The following is a 14,349-nucleotide window of genomic DNA, read 5'->3' on the forward strand; positions in this document are numbered from 1 at the left end:
TGTGCGCATGGACCCCGTTCAGCGTGTCAGCTCCCGCGAGGTGTACCGGAACGACTGGATGACCCTGCGCGAAGACGCCGTCCGGCGGCTCGATGGTTCCGAGGGGATCTACGCCGTCGTCGACAAACCGACCTGCGCCGTGGTGATCCCGTTCGACGGCGCCGGGTTTCACCTGGTCGAGCAGTTCCGCTATCCGGTCGGGATGCGGCGCTGGGAATTCCCGATGGGCACCGCGCCCGAACTGGCCGACGTCCCGCCGCTCGAACTCGCCGCCCGCGAACTGCGGGAGGAGACCGGGCTGATCGCGGGTTCGATGGCCGACCTCGGCAAGACCGACGTCGCGCCCGGGTTCTCGAGCCAGCGCGGGCACGTGTTCCTCGCCACCGATCTCACGCAGGGTGAAGCCCAGCGCGAGGTCGAGGAGCAGGACATGCGGACGGCGTGGTTCGAGCGCGGCGAGTTCGAGAAGATGATCGCTTCGGGCGACATCACCGACGCTCAGACGCTGGCCGCCTACACGCTTCTGCTCCTGCGCGAACGCACGCTCTGAACCTGCTCAGTCGGGCCACACCGGGGAACGCTTCTCCAGGAAGGCCGCCATACCCTCACGCGCCCCGGGCAACTGCGAAGCCGAAGCCATCACCTCCAGCGCCAGCGCGTAGGCGTCGGCCTCGGGCCGGTCCAGCTGTGCGTAGAGGGTCTGCTTGCCCATCGCCTTGCTGGCCCGGCTTCCTCGCGTCGCGCGTCCGAGCAGCGAAGCGACGGCTTCGTCCAGCGAGTCGTCCGGCACGACGCGGTTCACCAGGCCCCAGTCCAGCGCGGTGGCGGCGTCGACGACGTCGCCGGTGAGCGCCAGTTCCATCAGGCGTTTCCGCCCGATCGCGCGTGCCACCGGTACCGCGGGTGTGTGGCAGAACCAGCCGCCCTTGCCACCGGGAAGGGCGAAGCCGGCGGATTCCGCGGCGACGGCGAGGTCGCACGAGGCCACCAGCTGGCACCCCGCCGCGGTCGCGAGCCCGTGCACCCGCGCGACGACGACCTGCGGGACGGACTGCATCGTGCCCATCAGGTCCGTGCACAGCCGCAGCAGCTCGCGCACGCCCATCAGGTCGCGTGCGGCGACGTCGCCGAAGTCGTGTCCCGCCGAGAAAACCGGCCCGGCGCCGGCCAGGACGATCCCGGTGGCGTCGGTTTCCCCGGCCTCGCGGAACGCCGCGAGCAGCTCGGCGAGGTGGTCCGACGACAGTGAGTTGCGCCGCGCGGCGCGGTTCATGGTGATCGTGACGGTGTCCCCGTCCCGCTTCACGAGGATGTGCTCGTACTCGGCCATGCTTCGACGGTAACCGACCGGAACGTCCGGCGATACGAATCGGGTCCGACACCGACGTCCGCCCGGAGCCGTCGTCGCAGGTTGGCGGCGGTGCCGAGGCCGGAGCGCTGCGCGACCCGCTCGACCGGGAGCTCGGTGGTCTCCAGCAGCCTCCGCGCGAGCCGCACCCGCTGCGCGCGGAGCCACCGGCCCGGTGTCACGCCGGTGGCCGCCGCGAACTCGCGGTGGAAGGTCCGCTCGCTCAGCCCGGCGTGCCCGACGAGGTCGTCGACGCCGATGTCGTCGGCGATCCGCTCCAGTGCCCAGTCCATTGTGGACGATACACTCGGCCGCGACGGCTTGGGCGGCAACGGGTTGTCGACATACTGCCGCTGGCCGCCCTCCCGCGCGGGCGGCATCACCAGCCGCCGGGCGAGGGCGGCGGCGATCTCGGCGCCATGGTCGCGGCGCACCAGATGCAGGCAGAGATCCAGCCCGCCGACCACCCCGGCGGACGTCAGCACGTCACCCTCGTCGGTGAACAGCACGTCCCGCTGGACGACGGCGTCGCGAGCGGCGGCTTCGAGGTCGTCCAGCAGTCGCCAGTGCGTGGTGACGGACCGGCCGCCGAGCAACCCGGCCGCGGCGAGCGTGAAAGCCCCGGAACACAGCGACGCGACGGTGATCCCCTCCCGGTGCGCCTTGCGCAGCGCGGCGACGGCGGCCGCGGGCACCTCGGCGTGCGGATCCACCCGGCCGGGCACGAGGACGAGATCGCAGCCGGCCAGCCCGCTCAGCCCATGGGTGGCCTCGATCCGGCCGAACGGATGGACGGCGATCGAGCTGCGGCCTGCCGCGCAGAGCCGGACCTCGAAGGGACCGATGCCGCTGTCGGTCCGGTCGACTCCCCAGACCTCACCGATCACGCCCAGGTCGAAGGACCGGCTGCCCGGCAGGAGGAGCACACCCACGGTTCGCATGGCAGAAAAGTACCGCATCGCGCTTCTTCTGCCACTCCCCACCCGCGACGATGCGCGTGAAACTCGAAGCCATGACCACTGAGAACAAGGCCCTGCTCGTGATCGACGTCCAGCGCGGCTTCGACAAACCCGTCTGGGGCCCGCGCAACAACCCCGGCGCGGAGGCCAACATCAAAGCGCTCGTCGACGCCTACCAGGAGCGCGGGCTGCCGATCGTGCTGGTGCACCACGACTCCGTGAAACCCGGCTCGTCGCTGCAGCCGGGGCAGGAGGGCAACCACTTCAAGCCGGAACTCGACGGCGTGCGCGCGGATCTGGTGTTCGGCAAGAAGGTCAACTCGGCCTTCCACGGCGACATCGATCTCGACGGCTGGCTGAAGACCCGCGGCATCACGTCGTTCGTGCTCGCCGGTATCCAGACGAACTTCTGCTGCGAGACCACCGCGCGCGTCGGCGGGAACCTCGGCTACGACGTGACTTTCGCGCTCGACGCCACCTTCACCTTCGACCTCGCCGGGCCGGACGGCAGCGTCTTGACCGCCGACGAGCTGTCCAAGGCGACCGCGACGAACCTGCACGGCGGCGGGTTCGCCACGGTCACCTCGACGAAGGAGATCCTGAGCGCGCTTTAGGCGCGGTCGATGACCGCCTTGAGGAACCGCCGCGTCCGGTCGTGCTCCGGGTCGTTGAACAGCTTGTCGGGCGTGGCGTCCTCCAGCACCTGTCCCTGGTCGAACATCATCACCCGATCCGAGACATCGCGCGCGAACTGCATCTCATGCGTGACACAGAGGATCGTGATGTCGGTGGACGTCGCGATCTCACGCAGCACACGCAGGACGTCGGCGACCAGTTCCGGGTCGAGCGCCGAGGTCACCTCGTCCAGCAGCAGCACGTCCGGCCGCATCGCGAGCGCGCGGGCGATCGCGACGCGCTGCTGCTGGCCGCCGGAAAGCCGCGTGGGGTGCGCGTCCTTCTTGTCCGTGAGCCCCACCATTTCCAGCAGTTCGACGGCCCGCGCCTCCGCCTCGTCCTTGGCGACGCCGAGGGAATGGATCGGCGCCTCGGTGATGTTGCGCAGCACGTTCATGTTCGGGAACAGGTTGAACTGCTGGAACACCATGCCGATCCGCTTGCGCGCCTCCTGCAGGTACTTCTCGTCCGCGGGGACCAGTTTCCCGCCGCGCTTCATATGGCTCAAATAGTCACCGCAGACCTCGATGGTGCCGCCGTCGACCTTCTCCAGTGTCATCAGCAGCCGCAGGATCGTCGTCTTCCCGGACCCGCTCGGCCCGATCAGGGAGACGAATTCCCCTGGCGCGACGGTGAAATCAAGGTCACGCAGCACGACGTGGTCGCGGAAGGACTTGACCACCTGCGAGAACCGGATCATCGGGGAATCAACTGTGGGCGGCACGTCGCTCCAACCTTCTCACCAGAATCGAAGCCGGCAGGCTCACCAGCAGGAACAGCACCCCGGCCAGGGTGTACGGCTCGACGACGCGGAACGTGTCGGCGCCGACCTCCTTCGCCCTCGCCAAAACGTCGACGACGCCGATCGCCAGCAGCAACGGGGTTTCCTTGAACATCGAGATCGTGTAGTTGCCGAGCGCGGGCAGCACCCGCGGCACCGCTTGCGGCAGGACGACCGCGGTCCACACCCGCGACCTCGGGAGGTTCAGCGCGGTCGCGGCCTCCCACTGTCCTTTCGGGACAGCCTCGATCCCGGCACGGTAGACCTCGGCCGCGTATGTCGCGTAGTGCACGCCGAGCGCGATGACACCGGTGGCGAACGGGGACAAGGTCATTCCGCCCACCGGCTGGATCACGTAGTAGAGAACGAACACCTGGATCAGCAGCGGCGTGCTGCGGACGAACTCGATGAACAGCCGGATCGCCTGGGACAGCACGGGGATTCCGGTGCGGTGGACCAACGCGAACACCAGGCCGAGCACGTAGCCGACCAGCGAGGCGAGCAGGGTGATCTCGACGGTGACGAGAAGCCCTTCCAGCAGCAGGGGAATCGAATCGAAGGCCGATTTCCAGCTCCAGTCCATCACACACCTCCCGCGGTGGCCGTCATCTTGGCCGGGGCCCGGCCGAGGCGCCGCGCGGCGTTCCGTTCCAGCAGCCGCATCCCGCTCGTGATCAGCAGCGCGAGCAGGAGGTAGAGCACGAGTTCTGTGCCGTAGATCCAGCCGATCTCGGCACTGAACACCGGCCGCAGCAACTCACCTTGGCGGGCCATCTCCGGGACCCCGATGAACGACAGCAGCGCGGTGCTCTTCAGCAACTGGATGAAGAGATTGTTGAACGGTGGCAGCATTTCCGCGAACGCCTGCGGCAGGATCACCCGCCGCATCCGCTGGGCCGGGCTCAGGTTGAGCGCGACGGCGCCCTCGAACTGCGCGCGCGGGACCGAGTTCACCGCGCCGCGGACGATCTCCGCGCCGTAGGCCCCGTGGTTGAGACCCAGCACCAGGATCCCGGCGAACATCGGCACCAGCTGGAGGCCGACCAGCACCGGAAGCACGAAGTAGAGCCAGAACAGCTGGACGACTTCCGAGGTGCCGCGGAAGATCTCGACGTAGACCCGGGAAATCCCCCGCACCGGCCGGGACGGGGATCTCAGCGCCAGCCCGGCGGCCAGCGAGAGCACCACGGTGAGCGCGATCCCGCCGAGCGCCGCGGTGACGGTCGCGGTCAGTCCACTGAGGACGGACGTGATGATATGCGATACCGACGACGACATGGGTTTCGCCTCGTCACACCGCGCAGAGTTTCTCGGTGGTCACGTCGGCCTTCGGCAGGTTGTCCGCCGAGAAGCCGAACGGCGTCACGATCCTGGTCCATTCGCCGCTGTCCTGCAGCTTCTTGAGTTCGACGTTGAACGCCTCGCGCAACGGGTTGTCGTCCTTGCGGAAGACGAAGGCGCCGGCGGACACGACCGGTTTGCCGTCCTTGATCGGATCGAAGCCGGGCGTCACTTCGGCCGCCGCGCCGGGGCTCTTCGCCAGGACGTCCTTGAGGGAGATGTCGGTGAGCGCGGCGCAGTAGACCCGGCCGTCGGTGACCGCGCGGAGCATGTTGTCCTGCGAATCGAGGGTGACGATCTGGTCCTCGGCGACGCCGGAGTCGGTGGCGTACCCCTTCTCCACGGCCGCCGAGAGCACGGCGACCTTGACCTTCTTGGCCGCGATGTCCTCGAACTTCAGCACCTGCTGCGGATTTCCCTTGGGCACCAGCAAAGCGGTCAGCGCCGAGTAGTCGGGGATCGAGAAGGCCGCCGCGTCGCACCGTTCCTTCTTGATGTTCATGCCCGCCGCGACGACGTCGTACTTCCTGGCGTTGAGCGCGGGGATCAACTGGTCGAAGGAGACCGCTTCGGCTTCCACGTTGTCGATGCCCATGGCCTTGAAGACGGCGCGCGCGACCTCGGGCGCCTCGCCGGTGACCCGGCCACTCTGGTCCGTGAAGCCGTACGGCGCTTCGTTCGCGATACCGATCTTGATCTTCTTGGAGCTTTTCGCCGCCTCCAGCGCGTTCCCGGAAGTCGTCGTCGTGCACGCGGACAACAGCACCGGACCACCGATCGTCACCGCGCCCAGAACCGCGGACCGCCGGAAGAACTCCCGCCTCGACCACTCGCCGTGCACCATCGCGGCACCTCTTTTCGATTAATCGGTTTTAATCGAAACGTAGGTGGGTACCTTGGCGCGGGCAGTGTGAGCGGGTGGCGAACCACCTGCCGTTACGGGACCGAGATTTACGGTGACTTTATGTGCTCAGGCCGTGGCGCTCCCGCACCAATCCGACAATTCCGTCCATGATGTCGGTGAGTTCGTAGTCCTTCGGCGTGAACACCCTCGCGACCCCCCGCTCCAGCAGGAGCTTCTCGTCGTCGGGCGGGATGATGCCGCCGACGATGACCGGGATGTCGCCCGCGCCCGCGGCCCGCAAACCGTCCACGACCTGCGGCACGACTTCGAGATGCGAACCCGAGAGCACGGAAAGCCCGACGACGTGCACGCCCTCCTGGACGGCGGCCGCGACGATCTGCTCCGGGGTGAGCCGGATGCCCTGGTACACCACCTCGAAACCGACGTCGCGCGCCCGCACGGCCACCTGCTCGGCGCCGTTCGAGTGCCCGTCGAGGCCGGGTTTGCCGACCAGGATCCGCAGCCGCTCGCCGATCTCGGTGTTCGTCGCCTTGATCCGCTCGCGGACCCGGCGGATCTCCTCGTTGCCCTCGCCCGCGGCCGCCGACGCGGAAACCCCGGTGGGAGCGCGGTATTCGCCGAACACCTCGCGCAGGGCGCCCGACCATTCGCCGGTGGTGACCCCGGCGCGGGCACAGTCGATCGTGGCCTCGAACAGGTTCTCCGACGTCTTCGCGATGGACTTCAGCTTCTCCAGCGCCGCCTCGGCGGCCGCGTTGTCGCGCCGCGTCCGCCATTCCTCGATCGCGGTGACGGCCTGCTTTTCGACGGCGGGGTCGATCGTTTCGATCGCCTTGGCGCCCTCGGCCTGCAACGGAGACGGCTCGGTGGTCTCGAACTTGTTGACCCCGACCAGGATCCGCTCGCCGTTCTCCATACCGCGCCGGTACTCCGCGAGCGAGGCGACGAGCTGCGACTTCATGTAGCCGCTCTCGACGGCCGCGACCGCGCCGCCGAGATCCTGCACGCGCGCGATCTCCTCGCGCGCGCCCGCCATGATCTCGTCGACCTTGGCCTGGATGACGTGCGAGCCGTCGAAGATGTCCTCGTACTCCAGCAGGTCGGTCTCGAACGCGAGCACCTGCTGCATCCGCAGCGCCCACTGCTGGTCCCACGGCCGGGGCAGGCCGAGCGCCTCGTTCCACGCGGGCAGCTGGATCGCGCGGGCCCTGGCACCGCGGGAAAGCGAGACCGCGAGCATCTCCAGCACGATGCGCTGGACGTTGTTCTCGGGCTGCGCCTCGGTCAGGCCCAGCGAGTTGACCTGCACGCCGTAACGCAGCCGCCGCGCCTTGGGATCCGTTACGCCGTAACGATCCCGCGTGATCTCGTCCCAGAGCGCGGTGAACGCGCGCATCTTCGACATCTCTTCGACGAACCGCACGCCGGCATTGACGAAGAACGAGATCCGCGCGACCACCTTGGCCATGTCGGCCTGCTCGACCTGTCCGGAATCGCGGACCGCGTCGAGGACGGCGATGGCGGTGCACAACGCGTACGCGACCTCTTGCGTCGGCGTCGCGCCGGCTTCCTGCAAGTGATAGCTGCAGATGTTGATCGGGTTCCACTTCGGCACGTGGTGCACGGTCCACGCGATCATGTCGGTGATCAGGCGGAGACTCGGGCCCGGCGGGAAGATGTAGGTGCCGCGGGAGAGGTATTCCTTGATGATGTCGTTCTGCGTGGTGCCGGTGAGCTTGGCCAGCACCTCGTCGACGTCACGGCCTTCGGCTTCGGCCTGCTCGCGGGCCACGGAGACGTAGAGCGCCAGCAGCCACATGGCGGGCGCGTTGATCGTCATCGACGTGTTGGCCTCGGCGAGCGGGATGCCGTCAAAGAGGCGCCGCATGTCGCCGATATGCGAAACCGGGACGCCGACCTTGCCGACCTCGCCCTTGGACAGCTGGTGATCCGGGTCGTAGCCGGTCTGCGTCGGCAGATCGAAGGCGACCGAGAGGCCGGTCTGCCCCTTCGCGAGGTTACGGCGGTACAGCTCGTTGGACGCGGCCGCGGACGAGTGGCCCGCGTAGGTCCGCATCACCCAGGGGCGGTCCCGTTCACGGTCCGTGGGATAGGGCACGGTACACCTCCGGCGCTGGACGACCGCCTGAGTGTACCGGCCGGTAACATCGGCCGCGTAGTTGAATCAGACACAGTCGGGTCATTCTGGCTGGAAGGTACCCAGGCCCCGGACGGACGACACGGGACCCGGGCACCCGGCATCAGACGACCTCGAGTCCGATCCGGAACCCGTCCGGGTCGAAGGCGTTGGCGTCCAGCGCGAAGTCGCTCTGGCCACCGCCCTGGCTCGCCCAACGGGTGAAGGCGGGCACTCCCTCGGGTTCGCCGCGGTCGACGGCCAGGATCGACAGGCGAAGGTCGCTGATCTCGACCCCGGGTGGCAGCGGCCGGGTCTCCAGGAACAGCCGGTACTGGTCCGGGTCGAAGGAGTTGCTGTCGGTGATCAGATCGGTCGTGCCGCCACCCTGACTCGCCCAAGGGGTGTAAGCGACGGCGCCGAGTTCCCTGCCCCGGTCGCGGGCCTGCCCGCCGATGCGGAAGTCGACCTGGTTCAGCAGACCGCCGCCGAACGCGGGATTGAGATCGATCCTGGCCCCGTCCGGGTCGAAGTTGTTGCTGTCCCCGGCCCACTGCGACACGCTGGTGCCGAAGTTGGCGAACCCGGTGAACTGCTCGACCCCGAATCCTCCCCGGCCGCCGTTGTCGGCCAGCTGAATGCCGACCCTGAAGTTGGGTGGCGCCGCCACCGCCGTCGCCGGTGCGACGGTGACGAAAAGTCCGCCCGCGGCCAGCAGGCCGAAGGTTCTGCTCCAAAGCTTGCGCATTTCTTTCTCCTGTCGGGAATCCGTGCCAACGAGGAGAGAGAGTCACATCCGGCACCACCCGGAAATGTTGTGAAGGTGTTGTGGCCGCCCGGCGCTCGCTAAGGAGTGCGGTTTCGTGCCTCGTCCACGGCTTTCGCGAGCTTCTCCCGCACTTTCGCCACGTCGCTGACACCCACGAGGATGACCGGCGGCTCGCGATCCTTCCCGGTACCCGCACCGAAGTTCGCCGACGCCCACGCCAGCACGCCGAGCCTGCCGAAGGTGATCGTCCCGGTCTTGCCCGGCCCGGGCGTGACGACGGGATCCGCCAGCCCGGCCAGCGCCGCGGACTCCTCCTTGCGGCGGACGAGCGAACTGGTCGCGATGACCCGGCCGTCCGTCACGGCATACGTGGTCGAGGCGAGCCTGAGGTAGCGGATCAGCGGCCTGCCGGCGAGATGGAAGACGCCCGCGGCGGTGAGCACGACCCACGCGGCCAGGTGGAACGCCGTGTCGTGGTTGGCGGCGAAGAACAGCGTGACACCACCGAGCCAGACCAGACCGACGGGGACGTTGAACCGGTCGCCGGGATTGAAGAGGGGCCTGCGCACCGGCTGCCCGGCCCAGATGACCCGTTCGCCAGGACGGAGGTCGATCTGCCCCTCATGCATGCCACGGCACACTACCCGTCCGGGGGGCGGGCGACAGTGTCCGTTCGTCGGTGAAATACCGGGCCGAACGGACCTATCCGAGTCGTCGCGGGTAAGTCCGTGAAGGCCTCCTTCACTACCTTCCCCAAGTACATGAAGGCCCCCTTCCTTGCGCCTGGCGCAAGGAAGGGGGCCTTCATGTACTTCTGGCGGGCACCGGCGCTCCGGTACCGAGCCCACCGAACTACGGCGAAGCCCACTCGACGCCAAGGGGCACCGGGACTGTGACCGAAATCCGCGAGACTCCGTCCGTGCCCGGCGTCTAGCGTGGGTGACCGTGACGTGGAGTTCGTACAGCAGCTATCTGGTCATCGTCGTCCTGATCGTCCTCGCGCCGGGGCCGGACACGATGGTGATGCTCAAGAACTCGCTCTCCGGCGGCACCCGCGGCGGTTTCCTCGCCACGGCCGGGATCTTCGTGGCCAACGCCGTCCAGGGCACCGCCGCCGCGCTCGGCCTCGGCGTCGTCATCGCGCAATCGCAGCCGGTGTTCGTGACGCTCAAATGGGTTGGCGCCGCCTACCTGGTCTTCCTCGGTTTCCAGGCGTTGCGCGGCGCGTGGCGAGGCGACTACTCCGGTGTCGCGGCGGTGAAGCAGCAACGGTCGAGCGGGTTCCGCCGCTTCCGTGAGGGCTTCCTTTCCAACATCACCAACCCGAAGGTGCTCGTGCTGTACCTCTCGGTGCTGCCGCAGTTCCTCGACCCCGTGACGACGTCGGCCTGGCACGCGCTGCTGCTCGCCTACACCGTCGCGGTGCTGGGCGCGATCTGGCTGCTGACGCTGTTGTTCTTCGTGCACCGCGTGCGGGCCTGGCTGGAACGCCGCAAGGTCCGGCGAGCGCTCGACGGCGTCACCGGGACCGCGCTGGTCGGATTCGGCGCGGCTCTCGTACTCGAGTAACCCCTTCGGTCGTTTACGCGATACCCCGGATGTCGCAATGGCGCGACCTTAGGAGGCTTCGATGAACAAGAAGACCTACGGCGTTCTCGCCGGAGCCGCCTTCTCCCTCATTCTTCTCGGAGCTGCTCCCGCCGACGCCGGCGAGCGTGGCAACGGCGGCGCCCCGCCGGGACGCGCCCAGGACACCACCAAACCGCAGCCTCCGTCCAAAGCGGACTTCTCCGGGCACGGCGCCAACAAGCACGGGCCCTACGACTCCACACGCGACGGCTCACCGTCGGCCAACGGCAACGGCGGTGGCGAAGCCGCCGGAAAGCCCTGCGCCGGCTGCGTCGGCAAGGCCGACAACAAGAACCCGCCCGGACAGCTGCCCAGCGGCTCGGATGCCAACGCGGGTTACGAATGCGACCGCAACCACGGCGTCGGGCGCGGCAATCCCGCGCACACCGCCTGCGTGCCGGACCGGACACCGCCCGCCACGAACCCGCCGGCCGAGCCTCCCCCGCCCGGGGGACCGCATGGTGAGGTCGTGCGCCCCGCGGTCGTGCCGGCGGCGGCCGTCGCACCTCGCGCCGGCAGCGCGGTCAGCGCGGTCGCGAGCCCTCCTTCGCTGGCCAAGACCGGTTTCGATCTCGAACCCGTGCTGCTGACCGGGCTGGGTTCACTGGCCGCGGGTGCCGCGCTGTACGCGGGGACCCGGCGGCGCAGGGACGCGTGACTACTTTCGGCGGATGACTTTCGCGCGTCCACCACGTTGAATCCCGTCTCCAGAAGCACGAGACGAGGAGGCCGTTCGTGAGGTTCACCCCCGCCGCCACCGTCGCGGCGCTGGCCGCCGCCCTGCTGCTGGGCGGCGCCACCGCCGCGCCCGCGATCAACTCCTACAACGCCACGCCCGCGCCGGAGCGCACCGAGGTCGGCGCCCTCGTCGCGACCTGGGACAACGACGGCGACCCCGCCACCCCCGACCGGGTCGACTGGGTGTGCTCCGGCACGATGGTCGACGCCGACACGTTCCTCACCGCCGCGCACTGCACCACCGACTGGCCCGCCGACGTGCGGTTCTTCGTCTCGCTCGACCAGGACGTGCAAGCGGGTCTCGACGCGGCGGCGAAGAAGTACCCCGGAGACCCGGCGGCGATCGCCAAGGCCGTCGCCGTGGAAGGCGTCGCGCACAACGAGCCCGGCTACCCCGGCAACTCGGCCGACTCGCACGACATCGCCGTCGTCCAGGTGCCCGCGAAACAGATGTCCGCGCGCTGGACCTTCACTCCCGCCACGCTGCCGAGCGCCGGCCAACTCGACGCGCTCGGGCCGCAGGCACTGAACTCGACGCCCTTCGTGGTCGCCGGCTACGGCACGCAGGAAGCCGTGAACGGGCCGGGCGGGCACACCCATCCGGGCGGCGGGGTCCGGATGAAGGCGCCCGTCACCTTCAACGCGCTGAACAACACGTGGGTGCGGCTGGCGATGACGGCGCCCCAGGGCAACGGCGGCGCCTGTTACGGCGACTCCGGCGGGCCGAACTTCGCCACCATCGGCGGCAAGCGTGTCCTGGTGTCGACGACCATCACCGGCGACGGGCCCTGCTACGCCACCAACGTCACCTACCGGCTGGACTCGCCGACGTCGCGGGACTTCCTCGCGCCGTTCGTCGCCCTGCCCTGATCGCGCGTGAAGGCCCCCTTCCCTCGGCTGAGCCGAGGGAAGGGGGCCTTCACGCGCGTGTCATCAAGCCCGATCAGGCTCCCCGGCCACGCGTTCGATCCTGGCGCCGAGCCGGTTCAGGTTCTCCACGAAGTGCGGGTAACCGCGGTCGATGTGGAAGACGTCCCAGACCTCGGTGACGCCGTCCGCGCAGAGGCCTGCCAGCACCAGCCCGGCACCGGCGCGGATGTCGGCGGCCCACACCGGGGCGCTCGAGAGCTTCTCCACGCCACGCACGACGGCGTGGTGGCCATCGGTGCGCGCGTCGCCGGAAAGCCGCATCATCTCTTCGATGAACCGGAACCGGGCCTCGTAGATGTTCTCCGTGATCATCGACGTGCCTTCGGAGACCGCGGACAACGCCACCGCGAACGGCTGCAGGTCCGTCGCGAAACCGGGGTACGGCAGCGTCACCCAGTCGACGGCCTTCGGCCGGTCGTTCTGGACGATGCGGAAACCCTCGCCGTCGAACGTCTCGACCTCGGCGCCCGCCAGGCGGAGCTTGTCGAGGACCAGGTCGAGGTAGTGCGGGTTGACGCCGCGGACGGTCAGGTCGCCCCTGGTCATCGCGGCGGCGAACGCCCAGGTCGCGCCGACGATCCGGTCGCCGATCACGCGGTGCTCGGTGGGGTGCAGCTTCTCGACGCCCTCGACGGTGAGGGTCGAGGTGCCGGCGCCTTCGACCTTCGCGCCCATCTCGGTCAGCATCGTGCAGATGTCGACGATCTCGGGCTCGCGCGCGGCGTTGTCGATGACCGTGGTGCCCTCGGCGAGCACGGCGGCCATCAGGATGTTCTCGGTGGCGCCGACGCTCGGGAAGTCCAGCCAGATCTGCGCGCCGCGCAGCCCGTCGGCCTTCGCCACGACACAGCCGTGCTCGATGGTGCTGGTGGCGCCCAGCTTGCGCAGGCCGTTCTGGTGCATGTCCAGCGGGCGGGAACCGATGGCGTCGCCGCCCGGCAGCGCCACGACGGCCTGCTTGAGCCGTCCGACCAGCGGACCCAGCACGCACACCGACGCGCGCAGCTTGCCCATCGCGGCCGAATCGGCCCGGTGCGACAGCTCGGCCGGAGTGGTGATCTTGGCGGTGTCGCCGTCGATGACGACGTCGCAGCCGACACTGCGCAGGACGTCGCCCATCAGCGGGACGTCCAGGATCTGGGGGCAGTTCGTGATGGTCGTCGTACCCTCGGCCAGCAGGGCCGCGGCCATCAGTTTCAGGACGCTGTTCTTGGCCCCGACCACGTCGACCTCGCCGACCAGCCGAGCTCCGCCGTGCACGTCGAAGTGCTCGCTCATGGGCGCCAATCATGCCCTCTCGCCCGGATTTGCCTTACGCCGGGCCGGTAGAGTCGGCTTCATGGTCGTTCGCATCAACCGCGTGTACACGAAGGTCGGCGACAACGGCACCACGGCGCTCGGCGACGGCTCCCGGGTGCCGAAGACGTCGCCACGGCTGGGTGCGTACGCAGACGTCGACGAAGCCAACTCCGTCATCGGGCTCGCGCTCGCGATGGGTGGTCTTCCCGAGGAGATCACGCAGGTGCTGCGTGCGGTCCAGAACGATCTCTTCGACGTCGGCGCGGATCTGTGCGCGCCGATCGTGGAGAACCCGCCGTACGAGCCGCTGCGGATCACCGAGCGGTACATCGAGCGGCTCGAAGGCTGGTGCGACGAGTTCAACGAGCGCGTGCCGAAGCTGACGTCGTTCATCCTGCCGGGCGGCACCCCGGGTGCGGCGTTCCTGCATCAGGCCCGCACGGTCGCGCGGCGGGCGGAGCGGTCCGGCTGGGCGCTTTTCGAGGCCGAGCAGGCCGCGACGAACCAGCTGGCGATCAAGTACCTGAACCGGCTTTCGGACCTGCTGTTCATCCTGTCGCGGCTGGCGAATCCGGACGGCGACATCCTGTGGCAGCCCGGCGGGGCGAGCTGAAGGACGCTTTCGCCGCGTCCTTCAGCTCACGTTCAGCCCTGTTCCCGTGCTGCCCAATAGCGCTCGAGGTCGACTTCGGGCGTGCCGTCCTTGCCCGGGTCGATCGCCTTCATCGTGATCGTGTCCTCCAGGGACACGGCTTCGGGAAGGTGGCTCCAGCGGTTCGTGTCCTCGCTCTGAGTCATAGACCGAGAATAGACGTGCATCACGTCGGAAGGCCGGTAGAAATGCCGCTTCGTGATGATCCCATGTTTCCTCTGCCGTA

At 68.7% G+C, this 14,349-nt stretch carries 17 protein-coding genes; 6 read left to right on the forward strand and 11 right to left on the reverse strand.

Annotated elements, in window-relative coordinates:
- Nucleotides 1-7 precede the first annotated feature (7 nt).
- Nucleotides 8-550 (forward strand): NUDIX hydrolase, encoded by a 543-nt coding sequence (locus tag DMH01_RS04260; RefSeq protein ID WP_125673785.1) that lies wholly within the window; start codon nucleotides 8-10, stop codon nucleotides 548-550.
- A gap of 6 nt (nucleotides 551-556) precedes the next feature.
- Here the strand turns inward: DMH01_RS04260 and DMH01_RS04265 are convergent, their stop codons facing one another.
- Entirely contained in the window at nucleotides 557-1,330 is a 774-nt protein-coding gene (locus DMH01_RS04265) for an enoyl-CoA hydratase-related protein (protein ID WP_125673786.1), read from the reverse strand.
- Complete coding sequence (locus DMH01_RS04270; protein WP_125673787.1) at nucleotides 1,303-2,289, reverse strand: GlxA family transcriptional regulator; 987 nt, start codon at nucleotides 2,287-2,289, stop codon at nucleotides 1,303-1,305. Before DMH01_RS04270 ends, DMH01_RS04265 begins: the two co-directional genes overlap by 28 nt.
- Before the next feature lie 71 nt (nucleotides 2,290-2,360).
- Here DMH01_RS04270 and DMH01_RS04275 point away from each other — a divergent pair, with 71 nt between their 5' ends.
- On the forward strand, nucleotides 2,361-2,921 hold the full coding sequence (locus tag DMH01_RS04275) for a cysteine hydrolase family protein (protein ID WP_125673788.1): 561 nt from the start codon (nucleotides 2,361-2,363) through the stop codon (nucleotides 2,919-2,921).
- Here the strand turns inward: DMH01_RS04275 and ehuA are convergent.
- The 7 genes from ehuA to DMH01_RS04310 all read right to left on the reverse strand — a co-directional run bounded on the left by ehuA (nucleotide 2,918) and on the right by DMH01_RS04310 (nucleotide 9,504).
- Nucleotides 2,918-3,682: an ectoine/hydroxyectoine ABC transporter ATP-binding protein EhuA gene (ehuA, locus tag DMH01_RS04280; RefSeq protein ID WP_125674318.1), complete on the reverse strand. Its 765-nt coding sequence runs from the start codon at nucleotides 3,680-3,682 to the stop codon at nucleotides 2,918-2,920. The two genes, DMH01_RS04275 and ehuA, sit on opposite strands and share 4 nt — an antisense overlap.
- A gap of 7 nt (nucleotides 3,683-3,689) precedes the next feature.
- Complete coding sequence (ehuD, locus tag DMH01_RS04285) at nucleotides 3,690-4,346, reverse strand: ectoine/hydroxyectoine ABC transporter permease subunit EhuD (RefSeq protein ID WP_125673789.1); 657 nt, start codon at nucleotides 4,344-4,346, stop codon at nucleotides 3,690-3,692.
- Nucleotides 4,346-5,041 (reverse strand): ectoine/hydroxyectoine ABC transporter permease subunit EhuC, encoded by a 696-nt coding sequence (ehuC, locus tag DMH01_RS04290; protein ID WP_125673790.1) that lies wholly within the window; start codon nucleotides 5,039-5,041, stop codon nucleotides 4,346-4,348. Before ehuC ends, ehuD begins: the two co-directional genes overlap by 1 nt.
- 13 nt (nucleotides 5,042-5,054) lie before the next feature.
- Nucleotides 5,055-5,948: an ectoine/hydroxyectoine ABC transporter substrate-binding protein EhuB gene (gene ehuB, locus DMH01_RS04295; RefSeq protein ID WP_125673791.1), complete on the reverse strand. Its 894-nt coding sequence runs from the start codon at nucleotides 5,946-5,948 to the stop codon at nucleotides 5,055-5,057.
- Between the two features lie 118 nt (nucleotides 5,949-6,066).
- Nucleotides 6,067-8,088, reverse strand: coding sequence for a protein meaA (locus DMH01_RS04300; protein WP_125673792.1), 2,022 nt, complete (start codon nucleotides 8,086-8,088; stop codon nucleotides 6,067-6,069).
- A 142-nt stretch (nucleotides 8,089-8,230) separates the two neighbouring features.
- Nucleotides 8,231-8,854, reverse strand: a complete 624-nt coding sequence (locus DMH01_RS04305) for a hypothetical protein (RefSeq protein ID WP_125673793.1) — start codon at nucleotides 8,852-8,854, stop codon at nucleotides 8,231-8,233.
- A 98-nt stretch (nucleotides 8,855-8,952) separates the two neighbouring features.
- Complete coding sequence (locus DMH01_RS04310; protein WP_125673794.1) at nucleotides 8,953-9,504, reverse strand: hypothetical protein; 552 nt, start codon at nucleotides 9,502-9,504, stop codon at nucleotides 8,953-8,955.
- A gap of 316 nt (nucleotides 9,505-9,820) precedes the next feature.
- Here DMH01_RS04310 and DMH01_RS04315 point away from each other — a divergent pair, with 316 nt between their 5' ends.
- From DMH01_RS04315 to DMH01_RS04325, 3 genes are all read left to right on the forward strand, one after another.
- Nucleotides 9,821-10,444 (forward strand): LysE family translocator, encoded by a 624-nt coding sequence (locus DMH01_RS04315; protein WP_125673795.1) that lies wholly within the window; start codon nucleotides 9,821-9,823, stop codon nucleotides 10,442-10,444.
- Nucleotides 10,445-10,505: 61 nt separating this feature from the next.
- Complete coding sequence (locus DMH01_RS04320) at nucleotides 10,506-11,162, forward strand: LPXTG cell wall anchor domain-containing protein (RefSeq protein ID WP_233621395.1); 657 nt, start codon at nucleotides 10,506-10,508, stop codon at nucleotides 11,160-11,162.
- Between the two features lie 77 nt (nucleotides 11,163-11,239).
- Nucleotides 11,240-12,112, forward strand: coding sequence for a trypsin-like serine protease (locus tag DMH01_RS04325; protein ID WP_125673796.1), 873 nt, complete (start codon nucleotides 11,240-11,242; stop codon nucleotides 12,110-12,112).
- A 63-nt stretch (nucleotides 12,113-12,175) separates the two neighbouring features.
- Here DMH01_RS04325 and murA read toward each other — a convergent pair whose 3' ends face one another.
- On the reverse strand, nucleotides 12,176-13,450 hold the full coding sequence (gene murA, locus DMH01_RS04330; protein WP_125673797.1) for a UDP-N-acetylglucosamine 1-carboxyvinyltransferase: 1,275 nt from the start codon (nucleotides 13,448-13,450) through the stop codon (nucleotides 12,176-12,178).
- Between the two features lie 61 nt (nucleotides 13,451-13,511).
- Between murA and DMH01_RS04335 the strand changes: the two genes are divergently transcribed.
- The gene (locus DMH01_RS04335) at nucleotides 13,512-14,084 is read left to right on the forward strand and encodes a cob(I)yrinic acid a,c-diamide adenosyltransferase (protein WP_034308929.1); all 573 of its coding nucleotides are present in this window, start codon (nucleotides 13,512-13,514) and stop codon (nucleotides 14,082-14,084) included.
- 32 nt (nucleotides 14,085-14,116) lie between these two features.
- On the opposite strand, the gene DMH01_RS04340 is transcribed toward DMH01_RS04335, so the two are convergent.
- A complete protein-coding gene (locus tag DMH01_RS04340) occupies nucleotides 14,117-14,269 on the reverse strand; it encodes a hypothetical protein (RefSeq protein ID WP_233621396.1) in 153 nt (50 codons plus the stop codon).
- Between the last annotated feature and the right edge of the window lie 80 nt (nucleotides 14,270-14,349).

This window comes from Amycolatopsis sp. WAC 04182 (genome assembly GCF_003947465.1).
GTDB lineage: Bacteria > Actinomycetota > Actinomycetes > Mycobacteriales > Pseudonocardiaceae > Amycolatopsis.

Coding starts and splice junctions, on each gene's coding strand:
- DMH01_RS04305 (WP_125673793.1), bottom strand. CDS start 8,854: ATGCGCAAGCTTTGGAGCAGAACCTTCGGCCTGCTGGCCGCGGGCGGA.
- DMH01_RS04310 (WP_125673794.1), bottom strand. CDS start 9,504: ATGCATGAGGGGCAGATCGACCTCCGTCCTGGCGAACGGGTCATCTGG.
- DMH01_RS04340 (WP_233621396.1), bottom strand. CDS start 14,269: ATGACTCAGAGCGAGGACACGAACCGCTGGAGCCACCTTCCCGAAGCC.
- DMH01_RS04275 (WP_125673788.1), top strand. CDS start 2,361: ATGACCACTGAGAACAAGGCCCTGCTCGTGATCGACGTCCAGCGCGGC.
- ehuA (WP_125674318.1), bottom strand. CDS start 3,682: ATGATCCGGTTCTCGCAGGTGGTCAAGTCCTTCCGCGACCACGTCGTG.
- murA (WP_125673797.1), bottom strand. CDS start 13,450: ATGAGCGAGCACTTCGACGTGCACGGCGGAGCTCGGCTGGTCGGCGAG.
- ehuB (WP_125673791.1), bottom strand. CDS start 5,948: ATGGTGCACGGCGAGTGGTCGAGGCGGGAGTTCTTCCGGCGGTCCGCG.
- ehuC (WP_125673790.1), bottom strand. CDS start 5,041: ATGTCGTCGTCGGTATCGCATATCATCACGTCCGTCCTCAGTGGACTG.
- ehuD (WP_125673789.1), bottom strand. CDS start 4,346: ATGGACTGGAGCTGGAAATCGGCCTTCGATTCGATTCCCCTGCTGCTG.
- DMH01_RS04260 (WP_125673785.1), top strand. CDS start 8: ATGGACCCCGTTCAGCGTGTCAGCTCCCGCGAGGTGTACCGGAACGAC.
- DMH01_RS04270 (WP_125673787.1), bottom strand. CDS start 2,289: ATGCGAACCGTGGGTGTGCTCCTCCTGCCGGGCAGCCGGTCCTTCGAC.
- DMH01_RS04265 (WP_125673786.1), bottom strand. CDS start 1,330: ATGGCCGAGTACGAGCACATCCTCGTGAAGCGGGACGGGGACACCGTC.
- DMH01_RS04320 (WP_233621395.1), top strand. CDS start 10,506: ATGAACAAGAAGACCTACGGCGTTCTCGCCGGAGCCGCCTTCTCCCTC.
- DMH01_RS04335 (WP_034308929.1), top strand. CDS start 13,512: ATGGTCGTTCGCATCAACCGCGTGTACACGAAGGTCGGCGACAACGGC.